Genomic DNA, 20,936 nt, shown 5'->3' on the forward strand with positions numbered 1-20,936 from the left:
ATTCGCAGTGCCGTCATCAGGATAAGAATTGATTATTTAAATAACGGAGAAAGGATTATTCCAGCATCGTGCTAATTAATTTCCCTAACTGAATGACCGCCTGCTCTTCCCGCTCTCCCCAGGCCCAGGAGGTATTAAAACGAAAGAATGGCGTCCACGCGTCAGAGGTGGAAAACATCTTTCCGGGGGCAATGCTGATGTGATGCGTTAAGGCCTTTTCGCTCAGCAGCCCCGCATCCAGCTGCGCCGGAAGCTCCAGCCATAAAAAGTAGCCGCTGTCGTTATGGTGGATTTTGACGCCGGCAGGCATATGGCGCAAAAGTGACTGCCAGGCCTGCTGCTTTCGCTCGGCCAGCGTACGCCGCAGGCGGCGCAGGTGAGCGTCGTAGCGTTTGGTCGCCAGGTAATCCACCAGCGCCAGCTGCATGGGAGAACTGGTTGAGAGCGTGCTCATCAGCTGCAGTTGCTGAATGCGCCGCGCGTGTTTACCAGCCGCCACCCAGCCGATGCGAAAACCGGCCACCAGACATTTTGAAAAGGACGAGCAGTGCAGCGTCATGTCCTGACGATCCCATGCTTTCGCCGGGAGCGGCTTATCGCGGCCAAAATAGAGCTCGCTGTAAACATCGTCTTCAATCAGGGGGACATTGTGCTGCGTTAACAGCGCCACAAGCTGCGCTTTTTTCTCCGCGCTCAGCGTGAAGCCAAGCGGGTTTTGGCTGTTAGTCATGATCCAGCAGGCTTTAACCGGGTACTCATTCAGCGCCTGTTCAAGGGCATTCAGGTCAATCCCCTCGCGGACGTCTGTCGCAATCGACAACGCCTTAAGCTTCAGGCGTTCCAGCGCCTGCAGCGCGCCGTAGAAACAGGGGTTTTCGACGATCACCCAGTCGCCAGGTTCGGTCACCGCCTGCAGGCTGAGATTGAGCGCCTCGAGGGCGCCTGCGGTGATCACGATCTCTTCCGGGGAGATGTTCATCCCCTGCTGCGCGTAACGACGGGCAATGGCGTGGCGGAGATCGACGTTACCCGGCGGCAGGTTCTCAATCACGCTCATCGCCGTCGCGGTTTTACTGACGTTCGCCAGCGAGCGGTTGAGCTGCTGAAGCGGGAAAAGCCGGGGATCGGGAAACGCGGAAGCAAAGGGAACAACGGAGGGGTCGCGGCTGGCCTGTAAGACGTCGAAGATGTAGGTATTGATATCCACCGCTTCGTCACGCATCACCTGAGCGGGTGGCGCAGGCTGGTGTGCGGTCGGGCGCGAGGCAACGTAATAGCCCGACTGCGGTCTGGCGACAATGCGCCCCTGACTTTCCAGCATCTGATACGCGTGGCCAACGGTCATAAAACTCATGCCGCTGCTTGCCACCTGCTCTCGCAGGGAAGGCAGTTTATCGCCCGGCAGCCATACGCCAAGCTCAATCTGCGAGATAATTTGTTGCGCCAGACGCTGGTATTTTTTCATCAGATTCTCCTTATGACCGACAGTGTATATCAGCAGGAGAAAAAGAGAAGATTTAGCTAACTGTTATAGTCTGGAAGATGAATTACTTACGGTATTCGGTCACGTGGCTCTGAGCGGAATGCGCGGCGGCCAGGTGGTCGAGCGTGATCATCGGCGATTTGCAAAAGATGCATTTCGCGCCAAACGGGTTTTTCTCAGACACGTCAAAGGCTGAGGTACGGTACTGCGAGCCATGACAGCATGGGCAGCGAAAATGGATATAAGAAGTCATAGGATTCTCCTGTAAACGTTAAAACGTAAATTACTAATGGGCCGATTGGGCATTAATGGTTTTAAACAAAACGAATCGGAATGTAGATAAAGACCCAAGAGAGGCTGCGGAGAGGCACAACGTGATGAGAACTGCTTTAAAAACTACGTCAGATATTTATTTGGACTCAAAACCAGAAGACCATTAACGCACGGCGCTGACGACAAAGCAAGCAGTTTTATGCGTAAAATTCATAAAAATACCGTTTTTATTCAGAAACACTAAAAGCTGGCACTAACTATATATTAAGTCAATAACAAAGAAAACACTTATAAATCAATGAAATATAAATATTCTGCATGACACTTTTTGCCTAATAACCTTAACACACAGGGAGTATTAACATTCGTTAAAACACGAATTGTTAATGAAAAAAGGAGTTTGAGATGGCCATTCCAGCATACCTTTGGCTGAAAGATGATGGCGGCGCAGATATCAAAGGCGCTGTTGATGTACAAGAGCGGGAAGGAAGTATTGAGGTGTTGGGATTCGGTCACGGACTGCATCTACCGACAGATAACATGACAGGAAAAATAACTGGTACTCGTATTCATTCAGCCCTCGTTTTTGAGAAGGAATTCGACAGTTCTAGCCCCTATCTTTACAAAGCCGTTGCAAAAGGTCAGACGCTGAAAAGTGCGGAATTTAAGTGGTATAAAATCAACGATTCCGGGCAGGAGGTTGAATACTTCAATATGCAGCTAGAGAATGTCAAGGTGGTATCTATATGTCCACTCATGCACGACGTTAAAAACCCGGCAACAGAGAAACATAACCATCTGGAAAGTATCGCCCTGCGTTACGAAAAAATAACCTGGAAGCACTGTGACGGTAATATTATTTTTTCTGACGAGTGGAAAGACAGATGATTCGGTGTACTTTTCATTTGAATGGCTATCAGCTTTCCACTTTGAGCTGTCCTGGCTTAGGCTTTTTCCCCGCGTATTCTGGAAACTCGGGGAATAACAGAAATAATCCTGATGCCGTTGCTACTGCTGAGGTGGGCCCCTTACCCCCAGGACTCTATTATATCGTGACACGACCACGAGGCGGGTTTGGTACTCACTGGCATGACGCAATCAAAGGGTTGGAAAGCGGTTCAAACCGTGACTTTTGGTTTGCTCTTTACCGCCACGATACTCACATTGACGACAGAACTTTTATCAATAATGTTGAGCGCGGGTCTTTCCGGTTACACCCTGCGGGACAGTCTGGAATTAGTAATGGATGTATTACGTTACCAAATCACTCCCATTACAGAATACTGATGCATGGTCTACTCGCATCAGGCACGTTTAAAGTTGCTGCTGGCTTAGATGCACTTGGAACAATACAGGTATATTGATGAATGCAAAAAAGCATGTCCTGACCTGGATTATTGAAACATTGATGTTGTTTGTTATTTACTCCCTTGTATGTTACTTCATGCCTGATGTATTACTTTATCATCTCTTCACCAGACAGTTTGGTTTTGTAACTGAACTTGAATGGAGTGAAAGCTATACACTATTGCTTTTCATCTTTTCATTTTTGCTCAATGCCATGTTGATTTTTCTCTGGGCGTTACGAAAATGAACCTCTCCTGGGCGGAAAAATTGCCGCCCAACACGAGCAACCACACAGACAGGCAAGAGAACTGTTATAGATAAATAACACAGGTCTGTTTCTGCAACCCAGAGCTGGCGCGGCTTAGAATGGCATCGACATAATTACATCGCGGAGTTTTGCATGTTTGGTTTGGATGCTTTTCACCTTGCACGGATACAGTTTGCCTTTACCGTATCCTTTCACATTATTTTCCCGGCCATCACCATTGGTCTCGCAAGCTACCTTGCCGTACTCGAAGGGCTGTGGCTGAAAACAAAAAATCCGGTCTGGCGCTCGCTGTACCATTTCTGGTCGAAGATTTTTGCCGTCAACTTTGGCATGGGCGTGGTCTCCGGGCTGGTGATGGCCTACCAGTTTGGCACCAACTGGAGCGGCTTTTCGCAGTTTGCGGGTAGTATTACCGGCCCGCTGCTGACTTATGAAGTGCTTACCGCCTTCTTCCTCGAAGCCGGTTTCCTCGGCGTAATGCTGTTCGGCTGGAACAAAGTCGGGCCGGGACTGCACTTTTTCGCCACCTGCATGGTGGCGCTGGGAACCATCATCTCCACCTTCTGGATCCTCTCATCGAACAGCTGGATGCAGACCCCGCAGGGCTATGAGATCGTCAACGGACAGGTGGTACCGGTAGACTGGTTCGCCGTGGTGTTTAACCCCTCTTTCCCATACCGCCTGCTGCATATGTCGATAGCCGCGTTCCTGAGCAGCGCCCTGTTTGTGGGCGCATCGGCGGCATGGCATCTGCTGCGCGGCAATAATACCCCTGCCATCCGGGCAATGTTTTCGATGGCGCTGTGGATGACGCTGATTGTCGCCCCCATCCAGGCCATGGTTGGCGATATGCACGGATTGAACACCTTAAAGCACCAGCCCGCCAAGATTGCCGCCATTGAAGGCCACTGGGAAAATCCGCCGGGTGAGCCGACCCCGCTGCTGCTGTTTGGCTGGCCGGATATGGAGCAGGAGCGCACCCGCTTTGGGCTGGAGATCCCCGCGCTCGGCAGCCTTATTCTGACACACAGCCTGGATAAACAGGTACCGGCGCTGAAAGAGTTTCCAAAGGAAGACCGCCCGAACTCCACCATCGTCTTCTGGTCGTTCCGCATTATGGCGGGTCTGGGCATGCTGATGCTGCTGCTTGGGGTGACGGCTCTCTGGCTGCGCTATAAAAAGCGCGTTTATTCTTCCCGACCTTTCCTGTGGTTTGCGCTGTTGATGGGACCATCCGGGCTGATTGCTATTCTGGCCGGGTGGATCACCACCGAAGTGGGCCGGCAGCCGTGGGTGGTCTACGGACTCCAGCGAACGAAGGATGCGGTGTCTGCCCATGGCGATCTGCACATGAGCGTGAGCCTGCTGGCCTTCTTCGTCGTCTATACCTCGGTATTTGGCGTGGGTTACAGCTATATGGTGCGCCTCATCCGAAAAGGCCCGCAGCCGCATGAATCTTTCGCCACCGAGTTCGACGGACGTCCGGCGCGCCCGCTTTCTGCCGTCACAACTGAACACAAGGAGCAACCATAATGGGTATCGATCTTTCCATTATCTGGTTTGTCATCATCGTCTTTGCCACGCTGATGTATATCGTCATGGACGGTTTTGATCTGGGGATCGGCATTCTGTTCCCGGCAACGCGAAACGCCGACGATCGCGACGTGATGGTCAACAGCGTCGCGCCGGTCTGGGACGGAAATGAGACCTGGCTGGTGCTCGGCGGAGCCGCCCTGTTCGGCGCGTTTCCGCTGGCCTATGCAGTGATCGTTGATGCCCTGACCATTCCGCTGACGTTAATGCTGATCGGACTTATTTTCCGCGGGGTGGCATTTGAGTTTCGCTTTAAAGCCACCCCGGCTCACCGTCCCTTCTGGGATAAGGCGTTTATAGGCGGTTCAATTCTGGCGACGTTTACCCAGGGCGTGACGGTAGGCGCCGTCATTAACGGCTTTGCCGTCACCGGTCGGGCCTATACCGGCGGCCCCTTTGACTGGTTTACCGCGTTTAACCTGTTTTGCGGCGCGGGGCTGGTGGTAGCCTATGCACTGTTAGGCTCTACCTGGCTGGTGATGAAAAGCGAAAACGCATTGCAGCAGCGGATGCGTGAGGTGTCGAAAACGCTGTTAATCGTGCTGCTGGCGTTTATTGCGGCGATCAGCCTCTGGACGCCGCTGGCGCAACCGGCCATCGCTGCGCGCTGGTTTACGCTGCCGAATCTGTTTTATCTGCTGCCCGTCCCGGCGCTGGTCGTGATGTTTAGTCTGTACCAGTGGCGCTGCCTGAATAATCCCGACAGCCATAGCCGTCCGTTTATTCTGACGCTGGGGCTGATCTTCCTCGGCTTTAGCGGGCTGGGGATCAGCATCTGGCCCCATATCATTCCACCGACGATCACCCTGTGGCAGGCGGCCGCACCGACGCAAAGCCAGGGCTTTATGCTGGTCGGCGCGCTGTTGATCATTCCCGTTATTCTGGTCTACACCTTCTGGAGCTACTACGTGTTTCGCGGCAAAGTTCAGCATGGGGAGGGTTATCACTGATGCAACAACCGGTCTGGAAAAGATTGCTGTGGCTGGCCATTATCTGGGGCGGCAGCGTACTGGCGCTGGCTGCGGTCAGTATGCTCTTCCGTATGCTGATGACGGCGGCAGGGTTTAAATCGCATTAACGTCATCCCGGGCAACCGCTGCGTTGCTCGGTACCTCCCCCCGCACTTTCAGATAAACCCCATTAACGCACGGCAGAGTATCGTTACACTGGAAAAAGATTCACAGTATTTATAGTTTGAGAAGAAAAATGAAAAAGCTCATTGCGTTAAGCGTTATTAGTCTTGTCCTTACCGGCTGCGTTAATCCGGGTAAAGCCTCCGTTCAGCCGGAGCAACTTCAGAACCACCGCTTTGTGCTGGAAAATGTAAACGGTAAGGCAGTGAAGAGTGCGACAACGCAACCTGAGATCGGTTTTAGCGCGCTGCCAGATATCAGCCTGGTTAATAACATCAGCATTTCTGGCCAGATGTGTAACCGCTTCAACGGACAGGGGAAATTGTCCGAAGGCGAGCTTAAGGTTAAAACGCTGGCCATGACGCGCAAGCTATGTACTGAACCACAGCTGAATGAGCTGGATCAGGCCATCGGCGACATGCTGCGCAAAGGGGCGCAGGTCGACCTGACTGAAGACCAGTTAACGCTGGCCACGGCCGATAAAACGCTGATGTTTAAGCGTGCAGAATAATCAGTAGTTACCGCAGCTACCAACGGCAAGCGACTGTTCGCTACAGCGTTTGCCATTTGGCAAGGCGCACATCCCAATCGCAGAACCATCCAGCTGACGGGCAACCGACAGCGAACCGCCAATCATTGCGCAGTTGGCCTGACCCGAGCTGGACATCGCCGCTTTCATTCCCGGCGCCACGTGGGCTGCCGTTGCCTGCTGAACGGGCTCACTGCTACATGCCGACAACAATAATGCGGCACACCCTAACCAAAATGCTGAGCGCATGCTCTCTCCCCCATGAATAAAGCGAAACCTATGCATAATAGGCATCGCATCCCGTGTCGTCGAGAGCGAAAGTGCGTATTTATGCGCTTCAGAAACAATTTCTCGCAATTTTTTCGCCAAAAGTTTGATCTACTCATTGATGGCGAGAATACCGAGGACACAAAAGCGAAAATCGTAAAATCACCCATTTGCTAGAATACACAGATAATATTCAGGGTTTGTTGCCGTAATACAGACCCCTATTTTTTGTGCAATGTAAGGGTGTTGTCCTATGCAAACTATTGACGGTAATGGTGCAGTTGCCTCAGTCGCGTTTCGCACCAGTGAAGTTATCGCCATCTACCCAATTACGCCAAGTTCTACCATGGCTGAGCAGGCGGACGCCTGGGCGGGTAACGGGTTAAAAAACGTCTGGGGCGATGTCCCGCGAGTGGTTGAAATGCAGTCGGAAGCCGGTGCGATTGCCACGGTGCACGGCGCGCTTCAGACCGGCGCGCTTTCCACGTCGTTTACCTCTTCTCAGGGATTGTTGTTAATGATCCCAACACTGTACAAACTCGCCGGGCAACTGACCCCCTTCGTTCTGCACGTCGCGGCGCGTACCGTTGCCACCCACGCACTCTCTATCTTTGGCGATCACTCTGACGTGATGGCCGTACGCCAGACCGGCTGCGCGATGCTGTGCGCCAGCAGCGTTCAGGAAGCGCAGGACTTTGCCTTAATTTCGCATATTGCCACGCTCAAAAGCCGCGTGCCGTTTATTCACTTCTTTGATGGTTTCCGCACCTCTCACGAAATCAACAAAATCGTCCCGCTGGCCGACGATACTATCCTGAATCTGCTTCCGCAGACGGACATCGACGCGCATCGCGCCCGGGCCCTTAACCCTGAACACCCGGTTATTCGCGGCACATCGGCGAACCCCGATACCTATTTCCAGTCCCGCGAGGCCACGAACCCGTGGTACAACGCGGTTTACGACCATGTTGAACAGGCGATGAATGACTTTGCCGCCGCGACCGGCCGGGAATACAAACCCTTTGAGTACTACGGCCATCCGCAGGCGGAACGGGTCATTGTGTTGATGGGCTCGGCCATTGGCACCTGCGAGGAAGTTGTTGATGAGCTGCTGACGCGCGGCGAAAAAGTGGGCGTGCTTAAAGTACGTCTCTATCGTCCGTTCTCGGCGAAACATCTGCTCTCTGCGCTGCCGGAGACCGCGCGTACCGTTGCGGTGCTCGATCGCACCAAGGAGCCGGGCGCCCAGGCGGAACCGCTGTATCTGGATGTGATGACTGCTCTGGCCGAGGCCTTTAATCACGGCGAACGTGAAACGCTGCCGCGCGTGATCGGGGGTCGCTATGGGTTATCGTCCAAGGAGTTTGGTCCGGACTGCGTGCTGGCGGTATTCAACGAGCTCAGCGAAGCGAAGCCCAAGCCGCGCTTTACCGTCGGCATTTATGATGATGTGACGAATCTGTCCCTGTCGTTGCCGGAAAACACCCTGCCCTCAACCGCCAAACTTGAGGCGCTGTTCTATGGTCTGGGCAGCGACGGCAGCGTCTCCGCAACCAAAAACAACATCAAAATCATCGGCAACTCCACGCCGTGGTACGCCCAGGGGTACTTCGTCTATGACTCCAAGAAAGCCGGCGGTTTGACCGTTTCCCACCTGCGCGTGAGCGAACACCCCATCCGCTCTGCGTATCTTATTTCTCAGGCTGATTTTGTTGGCTGTCACCAGCTGCAGTTTATCGATAAATACCAGATGGCCGAGCGCCTGAAGCCCGGCGGTATTTTCCTCCTGAATACGCCATACAGCGCGGACGAAGTCTGGGCGCGCCTGCCGCAGGAAGTGCAGGCGGTGCTGAACCAGAAAAAAGCCCGTTTCTATGTGGTTAACGCCGCAAAAATTGCCCGCGAATGTGGCCTTGCTGCACGTATTAATACCGTAATGCAGATGGCCTTCTTCCATCTGACCAATATCCTCCCGGGCGACAGCGCGCTGGTAGAACTGCAGGGTGCGATTGCTAAAAGCTATAGTAGCAAGGGCCAGGAGCTGGTCGAACGTAACTGGCAGGCGCTGGCGCTGGCGCGCGAGTCGCTGTTCGAAGTCCCGCTGCAGCCGGTCAATGCCGCAAGTCCGAACCGCCCTCCGGTCGTGTCCGATGCGGCGCCTGATTTCGTGAAGACCGTGACGGCGGCGATGCTGGCCGGGCTGGGTGATGCCCTGCCCGTCTCTGCGCTGCCGCCAGATGGCACCTGGCCGATGGGCACCACCCGCTGGGAAAAACGAAACATCGCCGAAGCGATCCCCATCTGGAAGGAAGAGCTGTGTACCCAGTGCAACCACTGCGTGGCGGCCTGCCCGCACTCTGCCATTCGTGCCAAGGTGGTTGCACCGGAAGAGATGGAAACTGCACCAGCCAGCCTGCATTCGCTGGATGTGAAATCCCGCGATATGCGCGGACAGAAATATGTTCTGCAGGTCGCGCCGGAAGACTGCACCGGCTGTAACCTCTGCGTCGAGGTCTGTCCGGCGAAAGACAGGCAGGATCCGGAGATCAAAGCCATCAATATGATGTCGCGTCTGGAGCACGTTGAAGAGGAGAAGGTCAATTATGACTTCTTCCTGAATCTGCCGGAAATCGATCGTAGCAAACTGGAACGCATTGATATTCGTACGTCACAGCTGATTACGCCGCTGTTTGAGTATTCCGGCGCCTGTTCCGGCTGTGGTGAGACGCCGTATATCAAGTTGCTTACCCAGCTGTACGGTGACCGCATGCTGATTGCCAACGCTACCGGCTGTTCGTCTATCTATGGCGGTAACCTGCCCTCCACACCGTACACCACTGACGCCAACGGTCGCGGTCCGGCGTGGGCAAACTCGCTGTTCGAGGACAACGCCGAATTCGGTCTGGGCTTCCGCCTGACCGTTGACCAGCACCGCGCACGCGTGATGCGCCTGCTGGAGCAGTTTGCCGGGCAGATCCCTGCTGAGCTTAATGACGCGCTTCATGCGGACGCGACGCCTGAAGAACGGCGTGAGCAGGTTGCTGAGCTGCGTCGCGCGCTTCAGGGCGTGGCGGGCGCTGAGCAGCTGCTGACCGACGCTGACGCCCTGGTCGAAAAATCGATCTGGCTGATTGGTGGTGACGGCTGGGCTTACGATATCGGCTTTGGCGGGCTGGATCACGTGTTGAGCCTGACTGAAAACGTCAATATCCTGGTTCTGGATACACAGTGTTATTCCAATACCGGTGGCCAGGCGTCGAAAGCCACACCGTTAGGCGCTGTGACGAAATTCGGTGAACACGGTAAACGCAAGGCGCGCAAAGATCTCGGTGTGAGCATGATGATGTACGGTCACGTTTACGTCGCGCAAATCTCGCTGGGTGCCCAGCTTAACCAGACGGTAAAAGCCATCCAGGAAGCGGAAGCGTATCCTGGCCCGTCGCTGATCATTGCCTACAGCCCGTGTGAAGAACACGGCTACGATCTGGCACTCAGCCACGACCAGATGCGTCAGCTGACCGCGACCGGCTTCTGGCCGCTGTACCGGTTCGACCCGCGCCGTGCGGACGAGGGTAAGTTACCGCTGGCGCTGGATTCACGTCCGCCGTCAGATGCCCTGGCCGAGACGTTGATGCAGGAACAACGCTTCCGTCGCCTTAACGCGCAGCAGCCGGAAGTGGCCGAACAGCTCTGGAAAGACGCCGCGGCCGATCTGCAAAAACGTTATGATTTCCTGGCGCAGCTGGCGGGTAAAGCCGAAAAATCGACCAGCGACTAGTTTCTCAGCCCGGCGTGTCCGGGCTTTTTTTTGCCATAAAAAAACCCGGTGTATTCACACCGGGCGAATCCAGATAATCAATAAATATCTATTTAGTTTCCTAAATATTATTCACGCGAATTATGGATAAATAATCTTAAAGGCATATAACACCGCCAAGAATAGCTTAATTAACGCCTGATTAATAATTTTAATTTATTATGTTTTGCATTAAAACATTCATCAAACAGATGACTATTACCATTGATTTATTCGGTTTAGATTTTACTTAGTTCGTAACAATTATAATTTATTACTCTTACACAGGAGTGATTTAGCATGAGACAACTTTCTCACTCGGGAAGTTCAACAGGTAATTAAATAAAAACAACTGCAAAGGAATATCACAATGCAAAGAAAAGTACTGGCCCTGATGATTCCGGCTCTGTTAATGGCTGGCGCAACTCATGCAGCAGAGATTTATAATAAAGACGGCAACAAATTAGATCTGTACGGAAAAGTAGATGGTCTGCACTATTTCTCCGATGATAAAGGCGCTGACGGGGATCAAACCTATATGCGTCTGGGCTTCAAAGGCGAAACCCAGATCAACGACATGATGACCGGCTACGCACAGTGGGAATACAACATTCAGGCCAATAACACCGAAGGGTCTGATAACCAGTCCTGGACGCGTCTGGCCTTCGCTGGTGTGAAGGTGGGCGACTACGGTTCCTTCGATTACGGTCGTAACTATGGCGTGCTGTACGACGTGGAAGGCTGGACCGATATGCTGCCTGAGTTCGGCGGTGACTCCTACACCAAAGCCGACAACTTCATGACCGGCCGTGCCAACGGCGTGGCCACCTACCGTAACACCGACTTCTATGGTCTGGTGCAGGGTCTGAACTTTGCGCTGCAGTATCAGGGCAAAAATGAAGATGCCAGCAACAATCAGGAAGGCACCAACAATGGTCGCGACACGCGTCACGAAAACGGCGACGGCTTCGGTATCTCAACTACCTATGACTTCGGCATGGGCATTACCGCAGGTGCAGCCTACACCTCTTCTGACCGTACCAACGAGCAGGTGATGAATACCACCGCGGGCGGCGACAAAGCGGATGCATGGACTGCGGGCCTGAAATATGACGCCAATAACATCTACCTGGCGGCAATGTATTCTGAAACCCGTAATATGACGCCGTACGGTGATAACACCGATGCCGTGGCGAACAAAACCCAGAACTTCGAAGTGACCGCGCAGTACCAGTTCGACTTCGGCCTGCGTCCGACCCTTTCATACCTCCAGTCTAAAGGTAAGGATCTGGGCAACGGTCAGGGCGATCAGGATCTGGTTAAATACGCTGACGTAGGCGCGACCTACTACTTCAATAAAAACATGTCCACCTACGTGGATTACAAAATTAACCTGCTGGATGAAGATGACAGCTTCTATAAAAACAACGGCATCGGCACGGATGATGTCGTCGCGTTAGGTCTGGTTTACCAGTTCTGATTGCCAGAGCCCGCATTATGATGCGGGCTCGATTTTTTTGAAGTCCGTCACAAAAGACAGTTTCAGAAAGGGATTGGCTGAGGGTAAGTTGAAAGAAAGCTGGTTAAACTCAGGTGATAGCCCTTTCGTCACTAAGGATAACAGCGTTGTTTAGTCGTGTATCCCTTGCCGTTCTTACCCTTTTAGCCGTGCTGTGGATGGCGTTAATTTTCGATTTTGCTGATGTTGTCGGGCATCTCGGCGCACTGTTAAACCATCTGGATGGCGGTTAACTGTGTTCCGTAAACAAAAAGCCACCAGCAGTGCCGGTGGCGGATAAACGCACAGGTCGCGTTATTTTTTCACCGGTTGAGGTTTTTTATCACCTGATTCAGGTGCCTCTCGCGGATCGTCTTTTTCAACACAGAGCATAGTCTCTCCTGTTTCAGATAACCACTCTCCACTATAGCCAGGCTGATTAAAGAATGGCCAGGCGGCAATTACGCCTCAACTGTCCCTTTCTTGCGAAAAGAGAGATAGCCAAACACCCCGCTGTCTCCATCCGAGGGATGGTTTACCCCATCCATTACCTTCACCTCAGAGAAATCGAACGGTGAGACGTTTTCAAAGCAGGCAACATTCACGCCGTATTCGTTTGGATTGGAACGCCGCTGATGGAACGTGTAGATCCCGCACACTGAGCAGAAGAAGTGCCGTGCCGTTCCCGTGTTAAAACGGTACTCCGTGAGCTTATCCTCACCTTTTGTCACGGTAATCCCTGACAGCGGCGCAGAGACGACGACCGCACCCCGCATGCGACAAAAAGAACAGCTGCAGCGCCGCGCGGTATTCAGGCCATCCGTGAGCGCAACGGTAAAGGCCACCGCACCGCAATGGCACTGCGCATTACGACATTCAGCCATAGGCTATACCCCTTTTCTCACCAGCTCGGCGGCTTTCACGAAAACCTCGTCTTCTACACCATCGCCTTTTTGCCTGCCCAGCCTGACCAGCTCATCAACGATACTGTTGCGATGGATCGGTTTTTGCGCTGAAACCAGCCCAATAACGGCGGCCCCAATCGCCAGCCCCACTAAACCGGTTTGTTCATCTTTGTTTTTCATATTCATGCTCCTGGTACAACAAACAAGCGTAGCAGGAATACGGTAAAACGGAATGCCGGACACATGCTCTGTGAATATTATTTAAACAGTTCAGACAGGTACGACTTCTAAAATCGACAGATACGAACGGGTGTCTATTATTTTGTTCAACTTAAGATTGGTCTGTTCAAACAAGGCCTGATACTCAGACTCTGTTCGTGCCCGTCCTCCATCAAAACTGGTTAACAGAAGAAGGTCAATTTCAAATCGTCCCTGTTCATTATTTTCTTTTTTAATAAGCGGCTCAAAAACTAATAGCCGGGAGTTTTCTTTCATAGCCTTTCTGCAGCATTGAAGGATCTGAATGGCTTTCTCATCAGGCCAGTCCATCAAAATATATTTAAGCAGGTAAATGTCCGCTACAGGACAGGCTTCAAAAAAGCTGCCCTCAACGGTCTCCCATCGACGATTATCCTTTAACAGGTGCAGTCGATTCCGCTCAAGCACGTCTTTTTGATCGAAGAGGATCCCCGTTAAGGTCGGATTTCGACGTAAAACGGCCAACAATAAGTTACCCAGCCCACCGGCGATATCGGCAACGACAGCGTTTTGAGGGAACGAATAGCTATCTGCGATGACTTCATTCTCTACGGATGACATAGAGGCCATACCCGCATGAAAAATGTTGCTGTCAGTCATCGTGTCATCATGCTGCCAGTAGTCGTAAAAAGGCTTGCCAAACAAATCATTAAAAACAGGTTTGCCTTGCAATATTTCATCCATTTTAGCCGCTGGCTGCCAGAATGTTGGGTCTGTCAGCATGAGCACCGCCGCACGCAAGGAAAATTCATGCTCAGAACAGAGGAACTGTGCTGAATGGCTAAGACTGTATTCAGCTTCAGATAATTCGTTGAACACCCCGCGAGAGGACAATAAGCGCATGATCCGATGAAGGTAGTCGCCATCGACATTAAGCTCCTCCGCCAGTTGCGTAACGGATTTTTTTCCTTCAACCAGACGATCTGCGACCCCTAATACCGCGACCGCCCGAAGTGCTGCCTGCCAGACAAAACCCATGCTTTGCTCTAACAGACACATTCCCTCTTTACGGCTTAGTAAATCCAGACTATTACGTTGCGACATTTTCTGCTCCTTACCAGTAAAGATGTGCTGAACAACTAAAACGCCGCTAGCAAGCGTAAGTCTGGTAGTGAGCTTTATCCATAATGTCAGAAAGGATTATTTGTGCGGTTTCGTACCGTTTAGCATACAGTCCATTTCAATACGTAAAAAAACAGGGCCACTTACTCCTTACTTTGATTAATAACACCACGACACTATTATTTCATAAATGATTACCATGATAGAAATAATACCTGTCGCGAGACAGACATTTCATCGTTAGAATCTCGGCGTCAGCCCGTATTTTGGCGTTTTGATATTTGCCGCCCAAATTTTGATATCGTTTTGCAGGAGAATAGTGAAATCAGATTTCAAATGCGTCACCATGCCATTGACGCTGTCCGCATCTACCACTGAAAAATGTTCAATTCTGTTCTGCCCTATCTGAACACAATCATATTTGGCGGGCAGGACTTTACCATTCACATTGAGCGGCAGCTTATTCCCACTACAGCGCCCTTCCGTAATATATGACACCAGCAAATTAGCGGATTTTCTACCAGGCTGGGATACACTCACCATGACGGGATAACCTTCCGAGGTCTGCGTCATATCGTAAAGCACCGCATTTTTCATATACCAGGTATTATATTCCCGTTCCTGAAAAGCAGACCAGGAAGGTGCAGAAAAGACAGACAGCACTGCCAGTATAATAGAATTTATTTTCATGGGATGTTGTCTTCCTTGTTGTTGCACGTATTATTCAGATTGTGCAAAAAACAGCAACCACTTAAGAATAGTCCTACTACTATTGGCAGTGATGGAGGATTAATTAACGACGTGCGATGCGCCCCATTTCTTCGTTCCGGACGTTTACCCGCGTTATTTATCCTGATTCATCGTTCGAATCGCTTCCAGACCGACACGCTGTCCAAATGACAGCTCTAACGTATTTCCATCGGGATCGGCAAAAAAGACATAGTAGCCGACGGGATCGCCTACGTTCTCAGGCGCTTTCCTTAGCACGCCTTCAGCGGTGGCCATCGCGGTTTTTCTGTCAATTTCTTCGCGGGTCGCGCAGGCAATACCCAGATGCCCGAAGCTACCCAGCGGCGTATCGGTCACGGTATCGGCCTGTACAAGAACAAGTGCAAAAGGACGAGTATGGTCGCTAAGCCATGCCACTTTTCTTGCATCAGGCATATCGGGTTCACGCAAATGAATGACCTCCATACCGGCATAGCGACGATAGAAGGCAATACTCTTTTCCAGGTCTCTGACCATAAACGCGACATGAGTGAAACCTACATCAATCTCTTTCATTTTAAGATGTTACTCCCTTATCAACGTGGTGCTGGCATCTTAAAAGCTCAAGTTAACTTGATGTCAATACGTTCATAAAGAAGAAACAGGAGAGAAATGGTAAAGCACCGCCATCATGCCGATGCTGACCACGACGCTTAAAAAAAAGTAGGTTTTGAAGGGCTGCTTTTGGGTTTTATGGCGAAAAAGCTGCTGGCCCACAATGGCGCCAGGCCAACCTCCTGTCACGCCAAATACCAGCAATGTAGCTTCCGGTACCCTGCGCATCCCTTTACGCGCCGCCATTTTATCAGCGCCATACAGAGCCAACGTCAGCACATTGATCAGCAGAAACCACATCACCACAGGATTCGAGGCCAGAAAGCTACCGATCGCAGCAAAGATCAGGAGTAAGTAACAAAAGCGATTGAGGGTCATAGCACAAGCCAGTGGGTTGTTGAGCGGTTTTGGAAGAGGGATTATACGCTATCTTAGAAATGTTTCAGGGTGAAACGCTGATAGCGGGTTAAACCTCATTCCACCCTCACTTTAACTTTTGGCTTCGACAGGAGAACTTTGAGCAGTTCCTTGAAAGGAAGAGGTTTATAGAAGAAAAAGCCCTGTAAAAAACGGATATGATTGCGCGTGAGGTAATCAAGCTGCTCTTCTGTTTCAACACCTTCCGCCACGATGCTAATTGATAGTTTTTTTGCCAACTCCAGCACCGAATCCAGGATCAACGTTGAATCCTCATTCGCGTTAACCCTGGCAACAAAGCTTTGGTCGATTTTAATGTAATCAATATGAAGCGCTTGCAGATAGGATAGACCTGAGTATCCCGTACCAAAGTCATCCAGGGCAATAGCAAATCCGTTGTTATGCAGCTCATTCAGGGTCTTAACGAGATGTTCATCGATGTGGAGCGGTTCGCGCTCGGTCACCTCAACGACAAGATTAAGATCCTGTTGAATAAAACTGTGTTTGTAGTGGAGACACTCTTCAACAAAGGTGGACGCAACGATATGAGAAGCGCTGAAGTTCATCCCTACGTGGAACCCTTCTGGCAGCAATGTTGAAATAGAATTCATCTGCTTTGCAACCTGTCTCATTAAACTTTGAGTTAACGGAATAATTAACCCTGATTTTTCAGCGAGAGGAATAAAGGAGGCGGGAGAAATAAACCCCGATTGCGGATGCTTCCATCTGGCCAGCACTTCTACACCACGCAAGGTGCCCTCTTTTCCGCTCACGACGGGTTGGTAATAGGGAATAATTTCATTTCTGTAGATGGCAGTACGCAGCGATTCCTCAGGCGAAATATCCTTAGAGAGGTATCGCTGCAAAAGATAAGCAGGAAGAGAGGAAATGAGCAACAGAAATAACAACACCCCACCGGCCTGGTCGAATAATCTCGTCAGGCTAAAAAGAGGCGGAGCGTTAAATTGAATCGCGAAGGGATAATCAGCGTCTTTTACCGTCAGTACATCTTTGTTTGCATGGGGTGCCGTCAACACATCGCCGGATTGGCCTAAACGACGATTGCCGACTTGCAGTGAATACGCCACGCCGCGTAATGGCATATTCAATGCATCCCGGATATGGCTGTCACTGATGCTCACCATGATTCGGCTTCCGGCATGGTTTGTCTGGAATAAGAGAACCGGCAGGCCGTTGACCGTACTTTTCGATGGAACGAGTAGCAATGATGCCTGAGGCAGCGCTGAGCCGTTAACCAACAACACGCGATTTCCCGGTAAAGAGGAGCACCAGACCGCATCTTGTTTCAGAATAACGATCGTTCTCAGATGTGGTTGTAATGCCGCCTCAGTACCGAGCCGATACTGCCCTTCAGCATCACACTCATTCTCAGCAAGCTGCATTGCTATCTGGGTCGCATGACGGGCTTCTTTAAGAATGACGTTCATGTTCCGCACGACATAGTGCGCCCCTGCAAGGCTGTCAGTCCGTGCAGAATACCAAACCTGTAAATTGATGATAAAAACGCCCAGCAAAAATATTGCCGTGGCTGCAGCTACGGGGATAGATGCATGGCGCATTTAGGGTTCTCGATTAGAGTGAAGTAACCACTTCAGCGATGCTGAAGTGATTGAATTGTCATCGCCTTAATCATGGTAGATAACATAATAATTACCATGTCAGGCGTCGAAAATTTTCATTCAGCCCCGAATATTTGGTCTGCTTCCATGGCGCAATAAACGACATAATCGAGGGGAAACATAAAAGGCCACCGAATGGCAGCCCTGCTGATACGTTTTCATTAATTTCAGGTAGACTGAGAACCAGATCAGAACGATACCCTGACACTTCATCGCAAACCGCTTAACGTTAGGCCACTTCCGTTTCTGGTAAATCAATGATAACCAGTGTGCCAAAACTGCCTGTTTCTACCGTATGGGGAGTGCCAGCTTTGGCTACATAAAGTTGTCCAGACGTTACAGAGATTTTTTTACCCTTCACGCTCAACTCCAGACGTCCATCAATGACCAGTAACCCCTCGTCATACTCATGAACCTCTTCAATCACTGAGCGTTCATCCATGCGTAAAACTTTGAGATTCGAAGTTCCAATGCGGCCTAATACATGAGAGTGCCAGGCCTCCGGTAATGCAAGTGCTTCGGTTTTGAGGTCATATAGCGACATAACGTCATTCCTTTTGATTTTCGTTTAACGCTCTTATGCCATACAAGTTTCCTCCCGTCATAGAACAAATATGGAAAACCAGGACGAGTAATATGCTATAGGAGGTCTTGAAACCACAGCGCACGCTGACAGCGTTGCAACGCCAGATATAACCTCGCTGCAAAACGTGCTGGTATTCGCCGCCGGAATCCGTACCATACGCGGCATACAATTTTTGCCCCTGCTGGCTCCGAAGGTAGTACTCAATGCAAGAGAATCAAGAGATTAACAAAAAAGAGCAATACAACCTGAATAAACTGCAAAAGCGACTGCGCCGTAACGTGGGCGAAGCCATTGCAGACTTCAATATGATTGAAGAAGGCGACCGCATCATGGTTTGCCTGTCAGGGGGTAAAGACAGCTACACCATGCTGGAGATCCTGCGTAATCTTCAGCAAAGTGCGCCGGTGAAATTTTCCCTGGTGGCGGTCAACCTTGACCAGAAGCAGCCGGGTTTTCCGGAGCACATTCTGCCGGAATACCTCGAGAAGCTGGGCGTTGAGTACAAAATCGTCGAAGAAAATACATACGGTATTGTGAAAGAGAAAATCCCGGAAGGGAAAACTACCTGCTCTCTGTGCTCTCGCCTGCGCCGCGGCATTCTGTATCGTACCGCGACGGAGCTGGGCGCGACCAAAATTGCGCTGGGCCATCACCGCGACGATATCCTGCAAACGCTGTTCCTCAATATGTTCTACGGCGGCAAAATGAAAGGCATGCCGCCTAAACTGATGAGCGATGACGGTAAACACATTGTGATCCGCCCGCTTGCCTACTGTCGTGAAAAAGACATTGAGCGTTTTTCTCAGGCTAAAGGGTTCCCGATCATTCCATGTAACCTTTGCGGCTCTCAGCCGAACCTGCAGCGTCAGGTGATTGGCGACATGCTGCGCGACTGGGATAAGCGTTATCCGGGTCGTATCGAAACTATGTTCAGCGCGATGCAGAACGTTGTCCCTTCCCATCTCGCGGATGTAGAACTGTTCGACTTCAAAGGCATTAACCATGACTCAGACGTGGTGAATGGCGGCGATCTGGCGTTTGACCGGGAAGATATTCCCATGCAGCCAGCCGGCTGGCAGCCGGAAGACGATGACAATCAGTTTGAAGAGCTTCGTCTGAACGTGCTTGAAGTGAAGTAAGCGAGTAGCGTCTCAGAAACATCTTCTGAGACGCTTGATGCTTTATTTCAGCAGACGTACGCGACAGGTTTTACCCTTGATTTTCCCGTTCTGCAGCTGCTTCCATGCCTTATGGGCCACAGCCTGGCGAACCGCTACGTAGACATGCGCCGGATGAACTGCAATCTTACCGATATCCGCTCCGTCCAGACCCACATCCCCGGTCAGCGCGCCTAATACGTCACCTGGACGCATCTTGGCTTTTTTACCGCCATCAATGCAAAGCGTCGCCATTTCGGCTTCAAGCGGTACCAGGCTGACGCCAGCAGGTGCATTCATCCAGTTCAGCTTCATCTGCAGCATCTCAGAGAGAATATTGGCGCGCTGCGCCTCTTCCGGTGCGCAGAGGCTGATCGCCAGACCGCTGTTTCCTGCACGTGCGGTACGGCCAATACGGTGCACGTGCACTTCAGGATCCCACGCCAGCTCAAAGTTCACCACCAGCTCAAGGGATTTAATATCCAGACCGCGCGCAGCGACGTCGGTTGCGACGAGAATACGGGCGCTGCCGTTAGCGAATCGAACCAGCGTCTGATCGCGATCGCGCTGTTCCAGATCGCCATGCAGCGACAGTGCGCTCTGCCCGGCGGCATTGAGGGTATCACAGACCGACTGACAGTCTTTTTTGGTATTACAGAACACCACGCAGGAGGCCGGCTGATGCTGGCTTAGCAACTTCTGCAGGAGCGGAATTTTCCCCTGCTGCGAGGTTTCAAAGAACTGCTGCTCGATAGCGGGCAGCGCATCTACGCTGTCGATTTCAATGGTGAGTGGATTTTTCTGCACGCGGCCACTGATGGCGGCGATAGCGTCCGGCCAGGTTGCGGAGAACAGCAGCGTCTGGCGATCGGCAGGTGCGAAACGGATCACCTCGTCAATCGCATCGCTGAAGCCCATATCCAGCATCCTGTCTGCCTCATCCATCACCAGCGTTTGTAACGCATCCAGCGAGACGGTGCCTTTTTGCAGATGATCGAGCAGGCGGCCAGGCGTGGCGACAATAATGTGCGGCGCATGCTGGAGTGAATCACGCTGCGCGCCAAACGGCTGTCCGCCGCAGAGGGTTAAAATCTTGGTATTGGGCAGGAAACGCGCCAGGCGACGCAGTTCACCCGCAACCTGATCTGCCAGTTCGCGGGTCGGGCACAGCACCAGAGACTGGGTCTGAAAAAGTGCCGCATCGATATGCTGCAACAGGCCGAGGCCGAATGCCGCCGTTTTCCCGCTGCCCGTTTTCGCCTGTACGCGCACGTCACGGCCCTCGAGGATGGCAGGCAACGCGGCCGCCTGAACAGGCGTCATCGTGAGGTATCCCAGCTCGTTGAGGTTATCGAGCTGGGCAGCGGGCAAAACATTCAGGGTAGAAAAAGCGGTCACAAT

23 protein-coding genes and 1 pseudogene are annotated in these 20,936 nt (G+C 51.7%); 11 read left to right on the plus strand and 13 right to left on the minus strand.

Annotation, left to right across the window (positions count from 1 at the left end):
* Nucleotides 1-55: 55 nt before the first annotated feature.
* On the minus strand, nucleotides 56-1,465 hold the full coding sequence (locus AC4IC4_RS12420) for an aminotransferase-like domain-containing protein (protein ID WP_090416750.1): 1,410 nt from the start codon (nucleotides 1,463-1,465) through the stop codon (nucleotides 56-58).
* A gap of 82 nt (nucleotides 1,466-1,547) precedes the next feature.
* Nucleotides 1,548-1,736: a cold shock small protein YmcF gene (gene ymcF, locus AC4IC4_RS12425; protein ID WP_032645155.1), complete on the minus strand. Its 189-nt coding sequence runs from the start codon at nucleotides 1,734-1,736 to the stop codon at nucleotides 1,548-1,550.
* Nucleotides 1,737-2,161: 425 nt separating this feature from the next.
* Here ymcF and AC4IC4_RS12430 point away from each other — a divergent pair, with 425 nt between their 5' ends.
* The 6 genes from AC4IC4_RS12430 (at nucleotide 2,162) to hslJ (ending at nucleotide 6,608) form a co-directional block, all read left to right on the plus strand.
* The gene (locus tag AC4IC4_RS12430) at nucleotides 2,162-2,644 is read left to right on the plus strand and encodes an Hcp family type VI secretion system effector (RefSeq protein ID WP_491471234.1); all 483 of its coding nucleotides are present in this window, start codon (nucleotides 2,162-2,164) and stop codon (nucleotides 2,642-2,644) included.
* Nucleotides 2,641-3,120: a DUF2778 domain-containing protein gene (locus AC4IC4_RS12435; protein ID WP_491471235.1), complete on the plus strand. Its 480-nt coding sequence runs from the start codon at nucleotides 2,641-2,643 to the stop codon at nucleotides 3,118-3,120. The genes AC4IC4_RS12430 and AC4IC4_RS12435 overlap by 4 nt, the downstream gene beginning before the upstream one ends.
* Before the next feature lie 383 nt (nucleotides 3,121-3,503).
* Nucleotides 3,504-4,904, plus strand: coding sequence for a cytochrome ubiquinol oxidase subunit I (locus tag AC4IC4_RS12440; protein WP_267216377.1), 1,401 nt, complete (start codon nucleotides 3,504-3,506; stop codon nucleotides 4,902-4,904).
* The gene (cydB, locus tag AC4IC4_RS12445; protein ID WP_491471236.1) at nucleotides 4,904-5,914 is read left to right on the plus strand and encodes a cytochrome d ubiquinol oxidase subunit II; all 1,011 of its coding nucleotides are present in this window, start codon (nucleotides 4,904-4,906) and stop codon (nucleotides 5,912-5,914) included. Before AC4IC4_RS12440 ends, cydB begins: the two co-directional genes overlap by 1 nt.
* The gene (locus AC4IC4_RS12450) at nucleotides 5,914-6,042 is read left to right on the plus strand and encodes a DUF2474 domain-containing protein (protein WP_008501283.1); all 129 of its coding nucleotides are present in this window, start codon (nucleotides 5,914-5,916) and stop codon (nucleotides 6,040-6,042) included. The genes cydB and AC4IC4_RS12450 overlap by 1 nt, the downstream gene beginning before the upstream one ends.
* A gap of 128 nt (nucleotides 6,043-6,170) precedes the next feature.
* Nucleotides 6,171-6,608, plus strand: coding sequence for a heat shock protein HslJ (gene hslJ / locus AC4IC4_RS12455; RefSeq protein ID WP_024907233.1), 438 nt, complete (start codon nucleotides 6,171-6,173; stop codon nucleotides 6,606-6,608).
* Here the strand turns inward: hslJ and AC4IC4_RS12460 are convergent, their stop codons facing one another.
* Entirely contained in the window at nucleotides 6,609-6,875 is a 267-nt protein-coding gene (locus tag AC4IC4_RS12460) for a putative hemolysin (protein WP_024907232.1), read from the minus strand.
* A 271-nt stretch (nucleotides 6,876-7,146) separates the two neighbouring features.
* On the opposite strand from AC4IC4_RS12460, the gene nifJ reads away from it, so the two are divergent.
* The 3 genes from nifJ (at nucleotide 7,147) to AC4IC4_RS12475 (ending at nucleotide 12,441) form a co-directional block, all read left to right on the plus strand.
* Complete coding sequence (gene nifJ / locus AC4IC4_RS12465; protein ID WP_491471237.1) at nucleotides 7,147-10,671, plus strand: pyruvate:ferredoxin (flavodoxin) oxidoreductase; 3,525 nt, start codon at nucleotides 7,147-7,149, stop codon at nucleotides 10,669-10,671.
* A 388-nt stretch (nucleotides 10,672-11,059) separates the two neighbouring features.
* Entirely contained in the window at nucleotides 11,060-12,169 is a 1,110-nt protein-coding gene (gene ompC, locus AC4IC4_RS12470; protein WP_032647495.1) for a porin OmpC, read from the plus strand.
* Between the two features lie 146 nt (nucleotides 12,170-12,315).
* Nucleotides 12,316-12,441: a hypothetical protein gene (locus tag AC4IC4_RS12475; protein ID WP_269142042.1), complete on the plus strand. Its 126-nt coding sequence runs from the start codon at nucleotides 12,316-12,318 to the stop codon at nucleotides 12,439-12,441.
* Between the two features lie 61 nt (nucleotides 12,442-12,502).
* Here AC4IC4_RS12475 and AC4IC4_RS12480 read toward each other — a convergent pair whose 3' ends face one another.
* From AC4IC4_RS12480 to AC4IC4_RS12520, 9 genes are all read right to left on the minus strand, one after another.
* Nucleotides 12,503-12,580, minus strand: coding sequence for a hypothetical protein (locus tag AC4IC4_RS12480; protein ID WP_223239581.1), 78 nt, complete (start codon nucleotides 12,578-12,580; stop codon nucleotides 12,503-12,505).
* Nucleotides 12,581-12,648: 68 nt separating this feature from the next.
* Nucleotides 12,649-13,071 (minus strand): GFA family protein, encoded by a 423-nt coding sequence (locus AC4IC4_RS12485; RefSeq protein ID WP_032647497.1) that lies wholly within the window; start codon nucleotides 13,069-13,071, stop codon nucleotides 12,649-12,651.
* A 3-nt stretch (nucleotides 13,072-13,074) separates the two neighbouring features.
* Nucleotides 13,075-13,272 (minus strand): hypothetical protein, encoded by a 198-nt coding sequence (locus AC4IC4_RS12490; protein ID WP_023312007.1) that lies wholly within the window; start codon nucleotides 13,270-13,272, stop codon nucleotides 13,075-13,077.
* 90 nt (nucleotides 13,273-13,362) lie between these two features.
* Nucleotides 13,363-14,394: a methyltransferase gene (locus AC4IC4_RS12495; protein ID WP_491471238.1), complete on the minus strand. Its 1,032-nt coding sequence runs from the start codon at nucleotides 14,392-14,394 to the stop codon at nucleotides 13,363-13,365.
* A gap of 258 nt (nucleotides 14,395-14,652) precedes the next feature.
* The gene (locus AC4IC4_RS12500) at nucleotides 14,653-15,102 is read right to left on the minus strand and encodes a hypothetical protein (protein ID WP_491471239.1); all 450 of its coding nucleotides are present in this window, start codon (nucleotides 15,100-15,102) and stop codon (nucleotides 14,653-14,655) included.
* A gap of 153 nt (nucleotides 15,103-15,255) precedes the next feature.
* Nucleotides 15,256-15,696 (minus strand): VOC family protein, encoded by a 441-nt coding sequence (locus AC4IC4_RS12505; RefSeq protein ID WP_491471240.1) that lies wholly within the window; start codon nucleotides 15,694-15,696, stop codon nucleotides 15,256-15,258.
* A gap of 72 nt (nucleotides 15,697-15,768) precedes the next feature.
* Entirely contained in the window at nucleotides 15,769-16,113 is a 345-nt protein-coding gene (locus AC4IC4_RS12510; RefSeq protein WP_048991959.1) for a DUF1294 domain-containing protein, read from the minus strand.
* 95 nt (nucleotides 16,114-16,208) lie between these two features.
* Complete coding sequence (locus tag AC4IC4_RS12515; RefSeq protein WP_491471241.1) at nucleotides 16,209-17,732, minus strand: EAL domain-containing protein; 1,524 nt, start codon at nucleotides 17,730-17,732, stop codon at nucleotides 16,209-16,211.
* Nucleotides 17,733-18,021: 289 nt separating this feature from the next.
* Entirely contained in the window at nucleotides 18,022-18,336 is a 315-nt protein-coding gene (locus AC4IC4_RS12520) for a cupin domain-containing protein (RefSeq protein ID WP_491471242.1), read from the minus strand.
* A gap of 141 nt (nucleotides 18,337-18,477) precedes the next feature.
* Between AC4IC4_RS12520 and AC4IC4_RS12525 the strand changes: the two are divergent.
* Together AC4IC4_RS12525 and ttcA are read left to right on the plus strand one after the other, a co-directional pair.
* Nucleotides 18,478-18,546 (plus strand): annotated as a pseudogene (locus AC4IC4_RS12525) (hypothetical protein); the annotation flags it as partial.
* 35 nt (nucleotides 18,547-18,581) lie between these two features.
* Nucleotides 18,582-19,517, plus strand: a complete 936-nt coding sequence (gene ttcA / locus AC4IC4_RS12530) for a tRNA 2-thiocytidine(32) synthetase TtcA (protein WP_024907166.1) — start codon at nucleotides 18,582-18,584, stop codon at nucleotides 19,515-19,517.
* A gap of 42 nt (nucleotides 19,518-19,559) precedes the next feature.
* Here the strand turns inward: ttcA and dbpA are convergent, their stop codons facing one another.
* Nucleotides 19,560-20,933: an ATP-dependent RNA helicase DbpA gene (gene dbpA, locus AC4IC4_RS12535; protein WP_148769248.1), complete on the minus strand. Its 1,374-nt coding sequence runs from the start codon at nucleotides 20,931-20,933 to the stop codon at nucleotides 19,560-19,562.
* Nucleotides 20,934-20,936 lie beyond the last annotated feature (3 nt).

This window comes from Enterobacter sp. Taxon_2 (assembly GCF_058355295.1).